The sequence below is a fragment of the Enterococcus sp. E5-37 genome, assembly GCF_035726925.1.
Classification (GTDB): Bacteria; Bacillota; Bacilli; order Lactobacillales; family Enterococcaceae; genus Enterococcus_B; species Enterococcus_B faecium.
This window is the reverse complement of sequence record NZ_JAPMLG010000004.1, coordinates 141037-160814: the sequence shown is the minus strand read 5'-3', so window position 1 is coordinate 160814 and position 19778 is coordinate 141037. Positions and strand designations below refer to the sequence as shown.

The window sequence follows — 19778 nt, the reverse complement described above, 5'->3', positions numbered from 1 at the left end:
GGGAAAATCACAAAACGCTGGCTCGTTTTGTTATCTAGAAAATTCGGTAGAACTGAAGAAAGGACGAATGAAATGGCCAAACGAAAAGTAGTTGTCGCTTTAGGGGGTAATGCAATCTTGTCTACGGATGCAAGTGCAAAAGCCCAACAAGAAGCGTTAATGGAAACAGCAAAGTATTTAGTGAAATTTATCGAACAAGGAGATGAATTGATCATCTCCCACGGAAATGGTCCGCAAGTCGGTAACCTATTGATTCAGCAGCAAGCTGCTGATTCTGAGAAAACACCGGCAATGCCTTTAGATACATGTGTTGCAATGACAGAAGGATCTATCGGTTACTGGTTACAAAATGCCATGGGCGAAGTACTGAAGGAAAAAGGGATCGATAAAGATGTGGTTTCTTTAGTCACTCAAGTTATTGTGGATGAAAATGATCCTTCATTCAAAAATCCAAGTAAACCAGTCGGTCCATTCTACACGGAAGAAGAAGCCAAAGAACAAATGAATGCTGACTCCACTGTGACATTCAAAGAAGATGCTGGACGTGGATGGAGAAAAGTAGTCGCTTCCCCTAAACCCATCTCGATTAAAGAAGCACGTGTCATCGAAACGCTGGTCGATCAAGGAGTTATCACAGTCTCTGTTGGTGGCGGTGGGATTCCTGTTGTAGAAACAGCTACTGGATTAGAAGGACGAGAAGCCGTAATCGATAAAGATTTTGCTTCAGAAAAATTAGCCGAAATCATCGATGCGGATTTGCTGATCGTATTGACAGGAGTAGACAATGTGTATGTCAATTACCAAAAACCAGATCAAAAGAAATTAGAAACTGTTACTGTTTCAGAAATGAAACAATACATTGATGAAAAGCAATTTGCTCCAGGAAGCATGCTTCCGAAAGTAGAGGCAGCTATTGCATTTGTTGAAGCAAAACCAAACGCTAAGGCAATCATCACTTCTTTAGAAAATATCGAGAATCTTTTAGCTTCTGAAGAAGGAACGATTATCGTAGCTGATTAATTTGTTAAGTCTTTCGTATTTACGAAATGATTTATAGCTATCCAGGTGGTATTTCTTCTCCTTTAGGCCATCTGGATTGTTTTTTTATCAGAAACGACTAGCCTTTCGTTTTTTTTTCTGATATAATTCAAGAAAGTTTAATAAGACTAAGATTTGTTGAACAAGAGAGTACTTGTATCATTCTTGGCTAGCGAATTCGGAAGTGGTGGAAGCCGAATGAAGAAGATACAACGAAGCGCACTTGGAGAATTCTGTTTTAAACAGACGGTCGTCTACCGATATCAGATGGAGCTGGTCCTTTTTTAGGACAATTGGAGTGGTACCGCGGGAAATCTCGTCTCTAGTGATGGCATACTAAGTATGCCGTCGCTAGAGATTTTTTTTGTTTAACAATCAAGGGAGCACTTTAGGAGGAATAAAGATGAATAATAAAGATCTTGTCGCAAAAGCTGTCTATGACGCTGTCAAAGATGATTTAACACTGGAACAAGTCGAACAATTACTAGAAAATCCAAAATCAGCTGAACACGGAGATGTTGCATTTCCAGCCTTTTCATTAGCAAAAGTTTACCGAAAAGCGCCACAGCAAATCGCTGCAGATTTAGCAGAAAAAATCGATTCTGCCAACTTTGAAAAAATCGAAGTTGTCGGACCTTACTTGAACTTTTTCATGAATAAAGAACTTATCAGCAAAAAAGTTTTGCAAACAGTAGTGAAAGAAAAAGAACATTATGGGGATAGCAATATCGGGAATCAAGGAACAGTACCAATCGACATGTCTTCTCCTAATATTGCCAAACCAATCTCAATGGGACATTTGCGTTCGACAGTTATCGGTAATTCGATCGGTTTCATTATGGAAAAAATCGGTTATCAGCCAATCCGCATCAACCATTTAGGTGACTGGGGAACACAGTTTGGAAAACTGATCGTCGCTTACAAAAAATGGGGTACAGAAGAAGCTGTTAAAGCAGAACCAATCAATGAATTGCTTCGTTTATATGTCCAATTCCATGAAGTAGCTGAAACAGAACCAGAATTAAATGAAGAAGCTCGTGCTTGGTTCAAACGTCTGGAAGAAGGCGATGAAGAGGCTATTCAATTATGGCAATGGTTCCGTGATGAATCGATGAAAGAATTCAATAAAATCTATGATCTGCTGGAAGTACGTTTCGATTCGTTGAACGGTGAAGCTTTCTACAATGACAAGATGGATGAAATCGTCAAACTTTTAGAAGAAAAACATTTGCTGAACGAGGATAAAGGTGCAGAGATCGTTGACCTATCTGCTTATGACCTGAATCCAGCGTTGATTAAGAAGTCAGACGGTGCGACACTATACATTACACGTGACTTAGCTGCTGCATTGTACCGTAAACGTACTTACGACTTCAAACAATCTCTATATGTAGTAGGGAATGAACAAAGCTATCATTTTAAACAGTTGAAAGCTGTCTTGAAGGAAATGGGCTTTGACTGGTCTGACGATATGCGCCATATTCCATTTGGTTTGATCACGCAAGGTGGTAAAAAATTATCAACTCGTAAAGGAAAGATCGTCTTATTAGAAGAAGTATTAAATGAAGCAATCCAATCTGCTAAAGAACAAATCAGCGAGAAAAACCCTGATTTGGAAAACAAAGATGCTGTAGCTAAACAAGTTGGGGTTGGGGCAGTCATTTTCCACGATTTGAAAAACGATCGACTGAATACATTTGACTTTAACCTGGAAGAAGTTGTTCGATTTGAAGGAGAAACTGGACCTTATGTGCAATATACACATGCTCGTGCAGTCAGCCTGTTGGAAAAAGCAGGATTTGTCCCTTCAGAAACAGCAGACTATGCATTGAATGACGATACCAGCTGGGAAGTGGTTAAATTAGTTCAAAAATACCCTGAAACGGTCTTGTCTGCTGGGGAAAAATACGAACCGTCAGTGATTGCGAAACATGCAATCAAATTAGCACAAGCATTCAACAAATACTATGCTCATACGAAGATTTTAGCTGATGATGAACAAAAAGAAGCACGCTTAGCTCTAGTTTATGCAGTGACTGTATTATTGAAAGAAGACCTTCGTTTGCTAGGACTTCATGCACCAGATAAGATGTAAGAAAAAGAGAATGTGAAATCAGCGTTCTGATCCGAGTATTAGAGAAACAAAAGAGAAAATAGCTTTTCAAATTTTATCGTTTTTTGAGCAAATACCGAGAGTCAGCTGAATGAACACCGTTTAGTGGAGAGGTTGTCTCTTAAACACTGTTTGTTTGTAAATAAGGGGACTGTGACAAAAGTCGTGTCACAGCTCCCTTTTTTTTCGAATAAACGGTGTTCAAAAGCTTGCATCTGCGGTAATAAGCCTAACCAAACGAAAAATATGAGGAGCTATTTTTGTTTGGCTGTTCTTATTACTTGATGCAGTACAGCTTTTTCACGACCTCTGATTTTGTATAAAAGTCATTCTGGATTCTTGTCAGCGTACAAAATGTATTCTGTTAACTCTTTTAAATTGTTTACACAAATATCAGCGCCAGCTTGTTGGAATCTAAGAGCAACAGACTGTTTTAAACGATCTTTTTTCCCCATCTCTAATTTTTGGTACTCATCATAAGAAATCCCCATTAGCGAACTACCTTCAATTACACCTACTGTCAACACTCCGGCATTTTTCCCTTCCTGGATATCTGAGACCGTATCTCCGACTTTGATTACTTCATCAACCGACTTGTTTTTGAAGTACTGCATGTTTTTATGGATCATATAAGGAAACGGTCGACCATACCCTTCGACGTCTTCAGAAGTTGCCATGAAGTCTGGTGAATACCCTTCTTTTTTTGCGGTTTCTGCTACGATTGTCATCATAGGAGCAGTAAATCCAGTCGTGGAACCAATATTGATCCCAGCGTTTCTCAACCGTTCGATCGTTTCCAATGTGTCGGGTTTCAAGGTAGAATGCTTGACCAAATCTTTAAACAGATAATGTTCAAATTGTTGATACAATTCCTCCACCTCTTTTTCCTGAGGTAGTTGTCCATAAATAGCTATCCATTGTTTTTTGACAGAAGGGAGGGAAAGAAGCTGTTGGATATGATCCCATTTTAATTTTCCCATCGGTTCGCGGATTTCTTTGTCAGTCAGTTGGATTCCTTTTTCTAGAAAAGCATTTCTAAAAGCGTGGACAGGAGCCATACAGCCAAAGTCCACAGTTGTTCCTGCCCAATCAAAAATTACAGTTTTAATCATTAACGTTCTCCTTATAGTCTTTGATAATTGCTGTCAGTTCCAAAATATCTTCCGGATAGATCTCGCCAATATTTCCGATACGAAAACATTCATGATCGCTGATTTTCCCGGGATAGATCACAAATCCGTTTTGCTTTAAATACTGATAAAAATGATTAAAATCAAATCGCCAGTCCTTAGGGTAAAGAAAAGAGGTGATGAATGGCCCCTGATATTCTTGAATGAAAGGCTGGAACCCCATCTCTGTCATTTTTTGTCATAGTACATGATTATTGGCGAGATAACGTGAATATCGAGTTTCGATTCCTCCTTCTGCCTCTAGTTCCTTCAGCGCTTGTTGAAAAGCCAAAACCGTATGGGTAGGGGAAGTGAAACGCCATTTGCCATTCTCGTTTTCCATCACGCGGTACTGGTCATATAGATCAAGTGGCAAACTTCGACTCCCATTTTTTCGCTTTTCTAGTTCCGCTTTATTAGCAAGTACAAAAGAAAAGCCTGGAACACCTTGAATACATTTGTTTGAGCTGGAAATCAAAAAATCAATCCCTAGTTCGGCTACACGAATCGGTATCCCACCAAAGCTTGACATCGCGTCCACTATAAACAAAAGATCTTTTTCTTGTGTGACAGCAGCAATCTCTTCCAAATTATTCAAAATACCGGAAGTAGTCTCGCTATGGACCATTGCTAGTGCGGAGATAGAGGGATTCTCTTCAATCAGCTGTGTAATCACATGAGCTTGGAGGATTTGATGTTCCGATACCTCATAAACGGTATAGTTCAGTTTCAGACATTCGCACATGTTGATCATTCGTTGTCCATATGCGCCGTTTGAACAAATCAGTACAGTATCTTCTGGCCTGATCACAGAACTTAATACCGATTCTACCCCAAAGGAGCCGCTACCTTGCATTAAGACCGTTGTGTATATTCCTTCCGATACTTGAGCAAGATCCAATAATTTTTTTCTTATCCATTGTGTAATTTCTTTGTATTCTTGATCCCAAGTACAATGATCGATCAGCATAGCATTTTTCACTGTTTCAGAAGTCGTCAATGGTCCAGGAGTTAATAATTTATACATATGATTTCCTTTCATTTCTTTTTTGAAATACACAAAGAGCAAGAAGCTGCTCTTGTTAACATCCAATATAAATGATGATTATTGTGATTCAATCAAGGTGTTGAAAAAATTGAATAAAAAATGATGTATTTTTGTAAAGAGTGTAAAGGTTTATTTAATAAGGAAAATATTGAAAATAAAAAAACACGCATTCCATATTAGGAATACGTGCTCTGATTAAAAAAGTGATACTTCAGTTGGATGGTGAAGAAATTCTTCTACTCGTTTTGCGTCCTCCTCATTTTCCGAGATGACCATGATCGTATCGAATCCAGCAATTGTACTGACAATAGAGGGAGGTTTGATCTCATCTAAAACAGATGCAAATAAATGAGCATTGTCTGGCAAGGTATTGACGATCGTCAAAAAGTGGACTCGTTCGACTTTCAATACAATGTCTTCAATCATTTGAACCAGCCGATCCTCTTCCTCAGTCCTAGTCTCAGGAGTTCCTTTTTCGCGAAACAATACGAAGCGGGAAACGCCATTTTCATCAGGTGCCTTCACGATTTTTAGATCACGGATATCTCGAGAAATCGTTGCCTGCGTGGCGGTAACGCCATAATGCCCAAGTTTGTTTAATAGTTCTTCTTGCGTACGGATCGGGAATTCTTCAATGACTTGTTTAATCAGCAAATGTCTTTGAGCTTTGCGCATTTTCTTTCTCCTTTACGAAAGATTTCACATGTATCATAACAAAAAAAAGAAGGATTGCCCAATAATATTCGTCTTTTATACCTAAAATTATTTTATGGAAAAAGGATAATAAAGAAACAAAGAGAAATCTACTGTTTTTCTTGAATTCTTTTTATCTTTCAGGTAAACTATTGAATGTTGAGCAGAAAAGTATATTTGCTCTTGCGATACGGATCTTTTGTCTGTATAATAGCTGAGGGTGCTTTATGCATCAGCAAATCCACATTCTTATTGGATTGTCGGTAGGTGCTTGAAAAAGTTTGCCGGCAAGGTAGAAGATAAGAAGAGGAAAAATAAAACCAAATCGGAGGAAACAAACATGGCAGTAATTTCTATGAAACAATTACTAGAAGCCGGCGTACACTTTGGTCACCAAACTCGTCGCTGGAATCCAAAAATGAAGAAATATATCTTCACAGAAAGAAACGGAATCTACATCATTGACTTGCAAAAAACAGTTAAATTAGTAGATGCAGCTTATGATTACATGAAGAGCGTTGCTGAAGAAGGCGGCGTAGCATTATTCGTAGGTACAAAAAAACAAGCACAAGAAGCAATCAAAGAAGAAGCAACTCGTGCAGGACAATACTTCGTTAACCATCGTTGGTTAGGCGGAACATTGACAAACTGGGATACTATCCAAAAACGTATCAGCCGTTTGAAACAAATCAATGCAATGGAAGAAGATGGAACTTTTGAAGTTCTACCTAAAAAAGAAGTTGCTGGTTTGAACAAAGAACGTGAACGTCTTGAAAAATTCTTAGGCGGTATCGCTGATATGCCAAGAATCCCAGATGTAATGTACATCGTTGACCCACGTAAAGAACGTATTGCTGTTCAAGAAGCACACAAATTAAATATCCCAATCGTAGCTATGGTTGATACAAACTGCGATCCAGATGAAATCGACGTAGTAATCCCTTCAAACGACGATGCAATTCGTGCCGTTAAATTGATTACTTCAAAAATGGCTGATGCTTTCATCGAAGGAAACCAAGGTGAAGATCAAGTAGTTGAAGAAGATTTCACAGAAGAAAACACAGCAACATCAATCGAAGAAATCGTAGATGTTGTTGAAGGCGACAATTCTTCAGCAGAATAATTTTGAATGATGGAGCTGTTTCAAAGGCTGGGCGACAAGCCTCACTCTCCTTTGAAGCAGCTTTTTTTAAAAAGAAAAACACACAGGAGGAGTTAAACATGGCAGACGTTACAGCTAAAATGGTAAAAGAACTACGCGAAATGACTGGCGTAGGAATGATGGATGCGAAAAAAGCATTAGTTGAAGTAGAAGGCGACATGGAAAAAGCAGTTGATCTTTTACGTGAAAAAGGAATGGCAAAGGCTGCGAAGAAAAATGACCGCATTGCAGCTGAAGGATTGGCTTCAGTTGCTGTGAAAGGTAACACTGCAGCAATCGTTGAAGTAAACTCAGAAACAGACTTTGTTTCTAAAAACGAAATGTTCCAAGATTTAGTAAAAGAAATTGCAGAACTTGTTGCTGAAAACAAACCAGCAGACATGGAAGCTGCAATGAAAATCAAAACAGATAAAGGTACAATTGAATCTGACTTGATCGAAGCAACTCAAGTTATCGGAGAAAAAATCAGCTTCCGTCGCTTTGAAGTTGTAGAAAAAGACGACAATGCTGCATTTGGTGGATACTTGCATATGGGCGGACGTATTGCCGTATTGACTGTTCTAGATGGAACAACTGACGAAACAGTTGCAAGAGACGTAGCTATGCACGTAGCAGCTATCAATCCTCGTTATGTAAACGAATCACAAATTCCAGAAGCTGAATTAGAACATGAAAAAACTGTTCTTACAGAACAAGCATTGAACGAAGGCAAACCAGCGAATATCGTTGAAAAAATGGTAGAAGGACGCTTGAAGAAATTCAAAGCAGAAATCGCTTTGGTGGACCAACCATTCGTTAAAGATCCTGATATGACTGTTGAAAAATACGTTGCATCAAAAGGCGCAACTGTTAAAACATTCGTACGTTTCGAAGTTGGCGAAGGTATCGAAAAACGCGAAGATAACTTTGTAGAAGAAGTTATGAGCCAAGTGAAAAAATAATTCTGTTGAATAACAGACGGGAACGCACGGTTTGTGCGCTCCCTTTTTTTAAGCAAAACAAGAAAAACCAGTCTTAGAGTGTCGAAATCATCTAAGTATGGTAAAATGGCAATAGAAAATATTGGAGGAATGAACATGGTCACACCGAAATATCAGCGTGTAGTCTTAAAATTGAGTGGAGAAGCTTTAGCTGGGGATGCAGGATTTGGAATCAAACCACCAGTAATCAAAGAAATCATCCAAGAAATCAAAGAAGTTCACGAGCTGGGCGTTGAAATGGCAATCGTTGTGGGTGGCGGAAATATCTGGCGCGGACAAATCGGAGCACAAATGGGCATGGAACGTGCTCAAGCTGATTACATGGGTATGTTAGCTACAGTTATGAATGCCTTAGCTTTACAGGATACGTTGGAAAACGTGGGTGTACCGACACGCGTGCAAACTTCGATTGAAATGCGTCAAATCGCAGAGCCATATATTCGCCGTAAAGCAGAACGTCATTTAGAAAAAGGACGGATCGTTATCTTTGCAGGCGGTACCGGCAACCCGTACTTCTCGACAGACACAACAGCAGCATTACGAGCGGCAGAAATCGGCGCAGATGTTATCCTGATGGCTAAAAACAATGTAGACGGTGTTTATTCTGCTGATCCGAAAGTAGATGCAAATGCAGTAAAATTTGAAGAACTGACTCATCTGGAAGTTATTGCCAAAGGATTACAAGTCATGGATTCAACTGCAAGTTCACTAAGCATGGATAATGATATTCCACTGCTTGTCTTCAATTTAAATGAACACGGAAATATTCGCCGTGCAATCTTAGGCGAAAATATCGGAACAACTGTAAGGGGGAAATAAAAATGGCAGATGCAATTATGACAGAAGCAAAAGAAAAAATGAAAAAAGCAGCACAAAATCTTCAACGTGAACTTGGGCAAATCCGCGCAGGCCGTGCGAACGCTAGCCTTTTGGACCGTATTACTGTGAACTACTACGGTGCGCCAACACCATTGAACCAAATGGCATCAATCCAAATTCCAGAAGCACGTGTTTTAATGATCACACCTTTTGACAAGAGCATTCTTCAAGATGTTGAAAAAGCTATTATGGCAAGTGATATCGGAATCAGTCCAACCAATGATGGAAATGTCATTCGCTTAGTTATCCCGCAACTGACAGAAGAACGCAGAAAAGAATTAGCTAAAGATGTGAAAAAAGAAGCAGAAAATGCAAAAATCGCGATTCGTAACATCCGTCGTGATGCGATCGATGAATATAAAAAACAACAAAAAAATGGTGATATTACCGAAGATGATTTGCGCGGATTAGAAAAAGACGTACAAACATTGACAGATAACAGCATTAAAGAAGTAGATAAGATCGCTGCTGATAAAGAAAAAGAATTATTGGAAGTTTAATAAAATCATAAAAACAGAGGGGCGGATCATTCCGCTTCCTCTGTTTTTATTTATATTTCTTTTATTTAAAAATTAAAAAAAGAAAAAATTATTCAGTTTTTAAATAAAAAAACAATGATTTCATAGGAAAAACAGTTAGATATTGCTATAATACTTAAGATAGTGGGAATCTTTTAAGTATAGGAGGAAAAAGAATGTTACGTTTTTTTCCGCAAAAAAACAAATATATTCAAGAAAAAAGCGAATTTCAATTTAATACTGATGGACCAATTCCTCAGCACATTGCCATCATCATGGACGGCAATGGTCGTTGGGCGCAAAACCGTCGTTTGCCACGAGTTGCTGGCCATAAAGAAGGCATGGAAACAGTAAAGAAAGTCACAAAAAAAGCATCAAGGCTTGGAGTGAAAGTGTTGACGCTTTATGCCTTTTCGACTGAAAACTGGAAGCGACCAAAAGATGAAGTAAGTTTTCTCATGCAACTACCTGTCGACTTCTTTGATACGTTCGTACCAGAATTGATTAAAGAAAATGTCAAAGTTCATGTCATGGGTTATGAAAACGTATTGCCAGAACATACGCAAGATGCTGTAAGACGTGCAATTGAGCAAACAAAAAACAATACTGGAATGGTATTGAATTTTGCTTTGAATTATGGAAGTAGAGCAGAGATCGTGACTGCTGTCCAAGAAATTGCCGAAGAAGTAGCAAAAGGAGAAATACACGCAGAAGAAATCGATGATGAATTGATTGCTAAGCATTTAATGACAGGTTTCTTGCCTAAAGAGTTACAAGATCCTGAGCTGATGATCCGTACAAGTGGAGAAGAGCGAATTAGTAATTTTCTGTTATGGCAGATCGCATATAGTGAGCTGTATTTTACAAAAGCGCTTTGGCCTGATTTTGATGGTGCGCATCTTGAAGAAGCAATCGCCTCTTATCAAAATCGAGACCGTCGATTCGGCGGTGTAAAAAAAACAGAAGATGAGAAAGGGGATCAGTCATGAAACAACGTGTGATCACAGCAGCTGTGGCGCTAGTCTTGTTTATTCCGATTATATGGATCGGAGGCATAGCGGTTGAGCTTACAGCAGCAATCTTAGCGGTAGTAGGAGTTTACGAGCTGTTCCGGATGAAAGGATTGACACTCTTAAGTTTTGAAGGAGTTTTATCCGCCGTTGGTGCAGTGTTACTTGTTTTGCCAAAAGAAAGATGGTTTTTCTTTCTTCCAGAGAATGTAAGTACATTTATGTTATTTTATCTTATAGTTATGATTCTTTTAGGAACATCAGTTATTTCTAAAAATACGTATACGATTGATGAAGCAGGTTTTCCTGTGCTTGTCAGCTTGTATGTGGGAATAGGTTTCCAGAATTTTGTCAATGCACGAACAGAAAGCTTGGCTGTTTTGATATTTGGTCTATTTATTGTTTGGGCAACTGATATCGGAGCATATATGGTTGGTCGACGTTATGGTCAGCATAAGTTAAGTCCTGATATTTCGCCCAACAAAACGATTGAAGGTGCGCTCGGTGGTATCGGTAGTGCTGTTGTAGTCGCATTTCTTTATTTATTGCTATACCCAGCAAAAGAACTATTCAATCATGGTATGTTTGTCATGCTTCTGATGACGATTATTTTTTCAGCAGTCGGACAATTTGGTGATTTGGTCGAATCTGCAATCAAACGTCATTATGATGTGAAAGACTCGGGAAATATCTTACCAGGCCATGGTGGAATCTTAGACCGTTTCGACAGTTTGCTGTTTGTATTTCCTATCATGCATTTATTTGGCATTATTTAGTAAGTATACCTGCGTTTCTTTGTGAATTTCATAAAAGACGCAGGTTTTTATTTTTCATTATATTGATACTATTGGTGTCTTTGGTATACTATGGTAAAATTATAGTGTTTTATCGTTGTTTTATAAAAAACACAAAAAACAAGTAAAGGAGAAAAAAGCTATGAAAACGATTCTGACATTTATCATCGTTTTTGGTATATTAGTGATTGTTCATGAGTTTGGTCATTTCTTCTTTGCGAAACGATCAGGAATCCTCGTCCGCGAATTTGCTATCGGTATGGGTCCGAAAATTTATGGGCATCAAGCAAAAGACGGGACAACATATACGCTTCGCCTATTACCTATTGGCGGTTATGTTCGAATGGCAGGCAATGGGGATGATGAAACAGAAATGGCACCAGGAATGCCTCTTTCTCTTTTACTAAATTCTGACGGCATCGTAGAGAAGATAAATTTAAGTAAGAAAATCCAATTGACAAATGCTATCCCGATGGAATTGAGCCGTTATGATTTAGAAGATGAGCTGACTATCACTGGTTATGTGAATGGAGACGAAACAGAAGTAGTAACCTACCCTGTTGATCACGATGCGACGATTATTGAAAACGACGGAACAGAAATCAGAATTGCGCCAAAAGACGTACAGTTCCAATCGGCTAAATTGTGGCAGCGTATGCTGACCAACTTTGCTGGACCCATGAATAACTTTATTTTGGCAATCGTGTTATTCATCATTCTGGCATTTATGCAAGGTGGTGTTCAAGTGACGAACACTAATCGCGTAGGAGAGATCATGCCTAATGGAGCTGCGGCAGAAGCAGGCTTAAAAGAAAATGATGAGGTAGTCAGTGTGGACGGAAAAGAAATCCATTCATGGAATGATCTGACAACAGTCATTACGAAAAATCCAGGTAAAACATTAGACTTTAAGATCGAACGAGAAGGTCAGGTGCAATCTGTCGACGTGACACCGAAATCTGTAGAGTCAAATGGCGAAAAAGTTGGCCAACTTGGTATAAAAGCCCCAATGAATACAGGTTTTATGGATAAGATCATTGGAGGGACGCGTCAAGCTTTCAGCGGTTCATTGGAAATTTTCAAAGCCTTAGGATCACTATTTACAGGTTTCAGTTTAGATAAATTAGGCGGACCTGTCATGATGTACCAATTGTCTTCAGAAGCAGCAAATCAAGGTGTAACAACTGTTATTAGTTTGATGGCGCTTCTTTCAATGAATCTCGGAATCGTCAATCTGCTTCCGATTCCTGCCTTAGATGGCGGGAAATTAGTCTTGAATATTTTTGAAGGGATTCGCGGGAAACCATTAAGTCAAGAAAAAGAAGGAATATTGACATTAGCTGGCTTTGGATTTTTAATGTTGTTGATGGTGCTAGTTACATGGAACGATATTCAACGATTCTTTTTCTAGAAAAAGTTGACAAATAGGGTATAATAACAAACGATAACTATTTTGAGGAAATAAAGGAGTATATAGAATGAGACAATCAAAAATGTTGATTCCAACATTACGCGAAGTTCCAAATGATGCAGAAGTATTAAGCCATCAAATCTTGCTAAGAGCTGGATATATCCGCCAAGTATCAGCGGGTATTTATTCATATCTGCCATTAGCAAATCGTGTATTGGAAAAACTGAAACGCATTATGCGGGAAGAATTTGAAAAAATCGGAGCGGTAGAAATGCTGATGCCTGCCATCTTGCCAGCAGAACTTTGGGAAGAATCCGGGCGTTACGAAACATATGGACCAAACTTGTATCGTTTCAAAGACCGCAATGATCGAAAAATGATCCTTGGACCAACTCACGAAGAAACTTTTACTGATTTGATGCGTAATGAAATCAATTCATATAAGAAATTACCTTTAAATCTTTATCAAATCCAACCTAAATATCGTGACGAAAAACGACCTCGCTTCGGTTTGCTTCGCGGAAGAGAGTTTATCATGAAAGATGCATATTCTTTCCATGCAACGGAAGAAAGTTTGGACGAGACATATAAAGATTACGAAAAAGCCTATACCGAAGTATTCAAGCGTTGTGGCTTAGAATTTCGCTCGATCATCGGAGACGGCGGCGCAATGGGCGGGAAAGACTCAAAGGAATTCATGGCGATCTCAGAAATCGGGGAGGATACGATCTGTTATTCGACTGAAAGTGATTATGCTGCAAACTTGGAGATGGCTACAAGCTACTATGTATCAAAAAAATCGCATGAAACACAGCTTGAATTGGAGAAAGTAGCTACACCTAACGTAAAATCAATTGACGAAGTAGCAGATTTCTTTTCTGTTGAACCTCAAAAAATCATCAAGTCTGTATTGTTCATTGCGGATGAACAACCTGTCCTTGTTTTGGTACGTGGAGACCATGAAGTCAATGACGTAAAACTGAAAAACTTTTTATCTGCTGACTTTTTAGAAGAAGCAACAGAAGAAGAAGCACAAAAATATCTAGGTGCTGAGTTTGGTTCTGTCGGACCAGTCGGTGTTTCAGATGACGTAAAAGTATATGCAGACCGTTATGTCCAAGATTTAGCGAATGCCATTACTGGAGCGAACGAAACAGGATTCCACTATAAAAATGTGAATCCAGAACGCGATTTCACTGTGCTTTCTTATGAAGATCTTCGTTTTGTACAAGAAGGAGATCCTTCACCAGACAACAACGGTGTTCTTGCCTTTACTCGAGGAATCGAAATCGGACATATATTCAAAATCGGCACTCGTTACAGTGAATCTATGGGAGCAACTGTACTAGACGAAAATGGACGAGAAAAATTTGTGATTATGGGCTGTTATGGTATCGGTGTAAGTCGTTTATTATCAGCAATCGTAGAACAACATTCAGATGAACAAGGAATCAATTGGCCAAAAGGAATTGCGCCATTTGATCTGCATATCGTCCAAATGAATCTAAAAGACGAATACCAAACAAGCCTGACGAATGAACTAGAAGAAGCGATGACAAAAGCTGGCTATGAAGTACTGGTTGATGACAGAAATGAACGCGCAGGAGTGAAATTCGCGGATTCTGATTTGATTGGCTGTCCAATCAGAATCACTGTCGGTAAAAAAGCAGTGGATGGAATCGTAGAAGTGAAAATCAAGAAAACTGGCGAAATGGTTGAAGTACGTAAAGAAGAATTGGCGAATACTTTACCAATCCTCTTGAACCAAGGCGAATAATAAGCGTTAAAACACAGAAAATAAAAATAGCTGAATCAGCTGTTTTTGACAATCTGATGATTCGCTTTTAAAATTGGAACTGCGATTTGAATCGCAGTTCCAATTTTTTAATGTAAAACTCAGAAAAAACGAGTATACTAAAAGGTACTGAAAAAGAAGAGGATAAGATGCGATCAATTGCATTGTTTCTCATCAGAAAGGGCGTATATCTTTGTCAGAAAAACGAGATTTATTTGAAAAACTGTTGGAACAAATCCAACTAGAGGAAGCAGAAAAAAATCATCCACTGCTTACTGCTGGTGAAATGGATAGTGTAGTGGTCCATCGTAAATCGCGTTTATGGGAATTTACGCTACATTTTTCCAAAATTTTGCCTATTATGCTATATCGGTCATTGACTCAGCATCTGACTATCGCTTTTAAAGATATTGCACAAGTCAAACTGAATATCTTAGCAGATGACCAGACATTCGATGAACAGCTCTTGCAAGATTACTGGGCCCAAGCTTTGGAAAATCAGCAATGCGATACACCACTAGCACAGCAAGTATTGAAAACGCAGGTACCTGTGATAAAAGATCGTAAAGTCATCTTGCCAATCGACAGTACAGGAGCTATTTCTTATTTGAAGCAACAATACTTGCCATTAGTAGAAGAGTTGTTCGTCAGTTACGGATTCCCAAAATTTCGTATCGAACCAGAAGTGGATGAGCAGCAAGCGGAACGTGTATTGAAACTTTTTGAAGAACGCAAACAAGAACAGGCAGAAGCCTTTATGAAGCAAGCAGCTGAAAGTCTAGTTGTCCACGAACAAAAGAAAAAGGAAAGAAAAGAGCAATCGCCAGCTCTTGAAGGACCCATCCAGCTAGGACGAAATATTCCAGCCGATGAACCAACGACACCAATGATCAGTATCGTTGAAGAAGAACGAAGAGTCACACTTGAGGGGTACGTATTCGACAAAGAAGTCAGAGAACTACGTTCAAAACGCAAGATCTTGACTTTGAAAATCACAGATTATACTTCATCATTTATCGTCAAAAAATTCTCGAACGGCGAAAAAGATGAACAAGTATTTGATGCGATCAGTGTCGGTAGCTGGTTAAAGGTACGAGGAAGTATTCAAGAAGATACGTTTGTCCGTGATTTGGTCATGAATGCGCAAGATATCATAGAAGTCAAACATACACCTCGCAAAGATTATGCTCCTGAAGGGGAAAAACGAGTAGAGCTTCATGTTCATAGCAATATGAGTACGATGGATGCAACAAACAGCATCTCTGATCTTGTGGCACAAGCAGGAAAATGGGGACACCGAGCTATCGCCATTACAGACCATGGTGGTGCGCAAGCCTTTCCGGAAGCACATAGTGCTGGAAAAAAAGCAGGTGTGAAAATCTTATACGGCGTGGAAGCGAATGTCGTAGATGATGGTGTCCCAATTGCTTATAATGATGCACATGAAGCATTGAGTGAAGCCACATACGTCGTATTTGACGTGGAAACGACAGGATTGTCTGCAGTATATGACACGATCATCGAGCTAGCCGCAGTCAAAATGTATAAAGGAAATGTGATCGAAAGCTTTGATGAATTTATCGATCCAGGACATCCATTGTCACGAACAACGGTAGATCTGACTGGTATCACGGATGAAATGGTTCGAGGGTCAAAGTCGGAAGAAGAAGTATTGCGGATGTTCCTTGAATTTTCAAAAGATACAATTTTGGTAGCCCACAACGCGGCTTTTGATATGGGGTTCTTGAATACTAGCTACGCAAGGTATGGTATTCCTGAAGCGGCCAATCCAGTCATTGATACGTTGGAATTAGCTAGATATCTGTATCCTCAATTCAAACGTTTCGGATTAGGTGTGTTATCTAAAAAGTTTGGTGTTAGCTTGGAACAGCATCACCGAGCAATCTATGATGCTGAAGCAACTGGTCACTTAGCATGGATCTTTGTGAAAGAGGCAATGGACAATCATAACATGCTTTATCATGATCAGCTAAATGAGCATATCGGAGAAGGAGATTCTTACAAAAGGGCTCGACCTTTCCATGTAACGATTTTAGCAAAAAATCAGGCAGGACTGAAAGATTTGTTCAAACTGATTTCAATGTCGAATGTCGAATACTTCGAACGCGTCCCACGAATACCACGCTCCCAATTGAAAAAGATGCGTGAAAATCTATTGATCGGCTCAGCTTGTGATAAGGGAGAAATATTCGAAGCCATGATGCAAAAAGGGGTAGAAGAGGCAAGAAACCGAGCAAAATTCTATGATTATATTGAAGTTATGCCAAAAGCGGTCTATGCGCCTTTGATCGAGCAAGAATTGGTAAAAAATGAACATGATTTGGAAGAAATTATCCAAAATTTGGTAGAAATCGGAAAAAGTTTGGATAAAATCGTTGTTGCAACAGGTAATGTACATTATCTGAACGAAGAAGATGCCATTTACCGAAAAATTTTGATCAATTCTATGGGCGGAGCGAATCCGTTGAATCGTCATAGTTTGCCGGATGTCCATTTCCGAACAACCGATGAGATGCTAACTGCATTTCACTTTTTAGGGGAAGAAACAGCGAAAGAGATCGTAGTAGAAAATACGAATAAAATCGCAGATATCTGCGAAGAAGTGATTCCAGTCAAAGATGAACTTTATACACCGAAGATTCCAGGTTCAGAAGATGAAATATCAGAATTGAGTTACACAAAAGCAAAACAAATGTACGGAGATCCGTTACCTGAGATCATTCAAAAACGATTAGAAAAAGAGTTGAATTCTATTAATGGTAATGGCTTCTCGGTTATTTATCTGATCGCCCAAAAACTAGTGCATAAAAGTAATGAAGATGGCTATCTAGTAGGTTCACGTGGCTCTGTTGGCTCTAGCTTTGTTGCGACGATGACAGGAATCACTGAAGTTAATCCATTAGCCCCTCATTATTATTGTCCAGAGTGCCAATATTCCGAGTTTTTTGAAGATGGTACGTATGGTTCTGGATTTGACATGCCAGAAAAACAATGTCCAAAATGTGGTGCACGCTTAAACAAAGACGGTCATGATATTCCATTTGAGACATTTTTAGGATTCCATGGAGACAAAGTGCCCGATATTGATTTGAACTTCTCAGGTGATTATCAAGCAGAAGCCCATAACTATACGAAAGTATTGTTTGGCGAAGACTATGTTTACCGTGCCGGAACGATTGGTACAGTCGCCGACAAAACAGCATATGGCTATGTAAAAGGATACGAAAGGGACAATAATCTGCAGTTTCGAAGTGCAGAAGTCGACAGATTAGCAAAAGGCGCTACTGGAGTCAAACGGACAACCGGCCAGCATCCAGGGGGGATCATCGTTATTCCCGATTATATGGATGTCTATGATTTTACGCCGATCCAATATCCAGCAGACGATCAAAATTCAGAATGGAAAACGACTCATTTTGATTTCCACTCGATTCACGATAATGTATTGAAATTAGATATTCTAGGGCATGATGACCCAACTGTTATTCGGATGCTTCAAGATTTATCAGGGATCGACCCACAAACGATCCCTACGGATGACCCGGAAGTGATGCGGATATTTGCCGGTCCTGAAGTACTTGGAGTAAGTCAGGAACAAATTTATTCCAAAACAGGGACATTAGGTATTCCAGAATTCGGCACTCGTTTTGTTCGAGGGATGTTAGAAGAAACGCATCCTACAACTTTTGCAGAACTACTGCAAATTTCCGGACTATCTCATGGTACAGACGTATGGTTAGGAAATGCGGAAGAATTGATTCGACGAGGAGATGCGACACTGGCGGAAGTAATCGGCTGTCGTGATGATATTATGGTTTATTTGATCCATGCTGGATTAGATAGCGGGATGGCATTTAAAATCATGGAAACTGTTCGTAAAGGACAATGGAACAAGATCCCTGATGAATTGCGAGAAACCTATCTATCGGCGATGAAAGAAAATAATGTGCCCGACTGGTATATCGATTCTTGTTCAAAAATCAAATATATGTTTCCGAAAGCCCATGCTGCAGCTTACGTATTGATGGCTCTTCGTGTCGCTTATTTCAAGGTTTATTTCCCTATTTTGTATTACTGTGCATACTTTTCTGTACGTGCAGACGACTTTGATCTAGTCTCCATGTGCAAAGGAAAAGATGCTGTGAAACAAGCAATGAAAGAAATCACGGACAAGGGATTAGATGCTTCCGTAAAAGAAAAGAATCAACTGACAGTGCTGGAGTTAGCCAATGAAATGCTGGAACGAGGATTCAAATTTGGAATGATTGATTTGTATAAATCGGATGCCGTTAACTTTGTTATTGAAGGTGATACGTTGATCGCACCATTTAGAGCTGTCCCAAGTTTGGGAACCAACGTGGCGAAACAAATCGTTGAAGCAAGAAAAGACGGTCCATTTTTATCCAAAGAAGATCTTGCCACCCGCGGTAAAGTTTCAAAAACATTGATCGAATATATGAACGACAATGGCGTATTGAAAGATCTACCAGATGAAAATCAATTATCGTTATTCGATATGCTATAAGCATCTGTTTTCCTGTCTGCTTGTAATTTTAAGCAGAGTATGGTATAGTTCTTATAGGTAATGATACTAACTGTGAGTGAGCGGATTTTTCGCTCACTCTTTTTAATGGAATTACGCACTTAATTTTTAAGGAGGCGAAACTTTTGAGTAGCGTCGTTGAAACAGTCACAGAAATGGTGACACCGATTTTAGATGAACAAAATTTTGAACTTGTCGAAGTCGAATTTGTAAAAGAAGGAAAAAGCTGGTTCTTACGAGTATTTATTGACAAAGAAGGCGGTATCGATATCGAAGAATGCGCCTTTGTCAGTGAGAAACTGAGTGAAAAACTTGATGCAGCAGATCCAGATCCGATTCCTCAAGCTTATTTCCTGGAGGTATCCTCCCCGGGAGCAGAGCGGCCATTGAAAAAAGAAAGCGACTATGAAAAGGCACTTGGTGATTATGTCCATGTCTCCTTATACCAACCAGTAGATGGCGAAAAACAATATGAAGGATTTCTTCAATCATTTGATGCTGAACAGCTTACATTGAAAATACGCATAAAAACACGAGAAAAAGAATTGACTTTTGACCGAAAAAATATTGCAAAAGCTCGCTTAGCTATCCAATTTTAATCACG

Annotated in this window: 14 protein-coding genes, 1 pseudogene and 1 other annotated feature; of the genes and pseudogenes, 12 read left to right on the top strand and 3 right to left on the bottom strand. The window is 39.2% G+C overall.

Translation table 11 applies throughout. From position 1 onward, the window contains the following. Positions 1–72 precede the first annotated feature (72 nt). Positions 73–1020 (top strand): carbamate kinase, encoded by a 948-nt coding sequence (arcC, locus tag OS138_RS04810; protein WP_002288434.1) that lies wholly within the window; start codon positions 73–75, stop codon positions 1018–1020. 147 nt (positions 1021–1167) lie between these two features. Beyond that, positions 1168–1365 (top strand) — a binding site (T-box leader). A 76-nt stretch (positions 1366–1441) separates the two neighbouring features. Beyond that, complete coding sequence (gene argS, locus OS138_RS04805) at positions 1442–3133, top strand: arginine--tRNA ligase (RefSeq protein WP_002293885.1); 1692 nt, start codon at positions 1442–1444, stop codon at positions 3131–3133. A gap of 344 nt (positions 3134–3477) precedes the next feature. Here argS and phnX read toward each other — a convergent pair whose 3' ends face one another. The 3 genes and pseudogenes from phnX to OS138_RS04790 all read right to left on the bottom strand — a co-directional run bounded on the left by phnX (position 3478) and on the right by OS138_RS04790 (position 6043). Continuing rightward, on the bottom strand, positions 3478–4263 hold the full coding sequence (gene phnX / locus OS138_RS04800) for a phosphonoacetaldehyde hydrolase (RefSeq protein WP_002293884.1): 786 nt from the start codon (positions 4261–4263) through the stop codon (positions 3478–3480). Next, positions 4256–5347, bottom strand: a pseudogene (gene phnW, locus OS138_RS04795) (2-aminoethylphosphonate--pyruvate transaminase). Before phnW ends, phnX begins: the two are co-directional and overlap by 8 nt. A 216-nt stretch (positions 5348–5563) precedes the next feature. Then, positions 5564–6043: an arginine repressor gene (locus OS138_RS04790; RefSeq protein ID WP_002293881.1), complete on the bottom strand. Its 480-nt coding sequence runs from the start codon at positions 6041–6043 to the stop codon at positions 5564–5566. 358 nt (positions 6044–6401) lie between these two features. Here OS138_RS04790 and rpsB point away from each other — a divergent pair, with 358 nt between their 5' ends. From rpsB to rimP, 10 genes are all read left to right on the top strand, one after another. Continuing rightward, positions 6402–7184: a 30S ribosomal protein S2 gene (gene rpsB / locus OS138_RS04785; RefSeq protein WP_002293880.1), complete on the top strand. Its 783-nt coding sequence runs from the start codon at positions 6402–6404 to the stop codon at positions 7182–7184. Positions 7185–7282: 98 nt separating this feature from the next. Next, complete coding sequence (gene tsf, locus OS138_RS04780) at positions 7283–8164, top strand: translation elongation factor Ts (protein WP_002293878.1); 882 nt, start codon at positions 7283–7285, stop codon at positions 8162–8164. 135 nt (positions 8165–8299) lie between these two features. Continuing rightward, positions 8300–9022: a UMP kinase gene (gene pyrH, locus OS138_RS04775; RefSeq protein WP_002293877.1), complete on the top strand. Its 723-nt coding sequence runs from the start codon at positions 8300–8302 to the stop codon at positions 9020–9022. A 2-nt stretch (positions 9023–9024) separates the two neighbouring features. Next, positions 9025–9582 (top strand): ribosome recycling factor, encoded by a 558-nt coding sequence (frr, locus tag OS138_RS04770; RefSeq protein WP_002293875.1) that lies wholly within the window; start codon positions 9025–9027, stop codon positions 9580–9582. 194 nt (positions 9583–9776) lie between these two features. Beyond that, positions 9777–10589: an isoprenyl transferase gene (locus tag OS138_RS04765; protein ID WP_002294134.1), complete on the top strand. Its 813-nt coding sequence runs from the start codon at positions 9777–9779 to the stop codon at positions 10587–10589. Continuing rightward, a complete protein-coding gene (locus OS138_RS04760) occupies positions 10586–11386 on the top strand; it encodes a phosphatidate cytidylyltransferase (protein ID WP_002294135.1) in 801 nt (266 codons plus the stop codon). The genes OS138_RS04765 and OS138_RS04760 overlap by 4 nt, the downstream gene beginning before the upstream one ends. A gap of 160 nt (positions 11387–11546) precedes the next feature. Beyond that, on the top strand, positions 11547–12815 hold the full coding sequence (gene rseP, locus OS138_RS04755) for an RIP metalloprotease RseP (RefSeq protein WP_002294136.1): 1269 nt from the start codon (positions 11547–11549) through the stop codon (positions 12813–12815). A gap of 67 nt (positions 12816–12882) precedes the next feature. After that, complete coding sequence (locus tag OS138_RS04750; protein ID WP_002294137.1) at positions 12883–14592, top strand: proline--tRNA ligase; 1710 nt, start codon at positions 12883–12885, stop codon at positions 14590–14592. 211 nt (positions 14593–14803) lie between these two features. Next, positions 14804–19156 (top strand): PolC-type DNA polymerase III, encoded by a 4353-nt coding sequence (locus OS138_RS04745; RefSeq protein ID WP_002294138.1) that lies wholly within the window; start codon positions 14804–14806, stop codon positions 19154–19156. 143 nt (positions 19157–19299) lie between these two features. Beyond that, on the top strand, positions 19300–19773 hold the full coding sequence (gene rimP, locus OS138_RS04740) for a ribosome maturation factor RimP (RefSeq protein WP_002288499.1): 474 nt from the start codon (positions 19300–19302) through the stop codon (positions 19771–19773). The last annotated feature ends 5 nt before the right edge of the window (positions 19774–19778 follow it).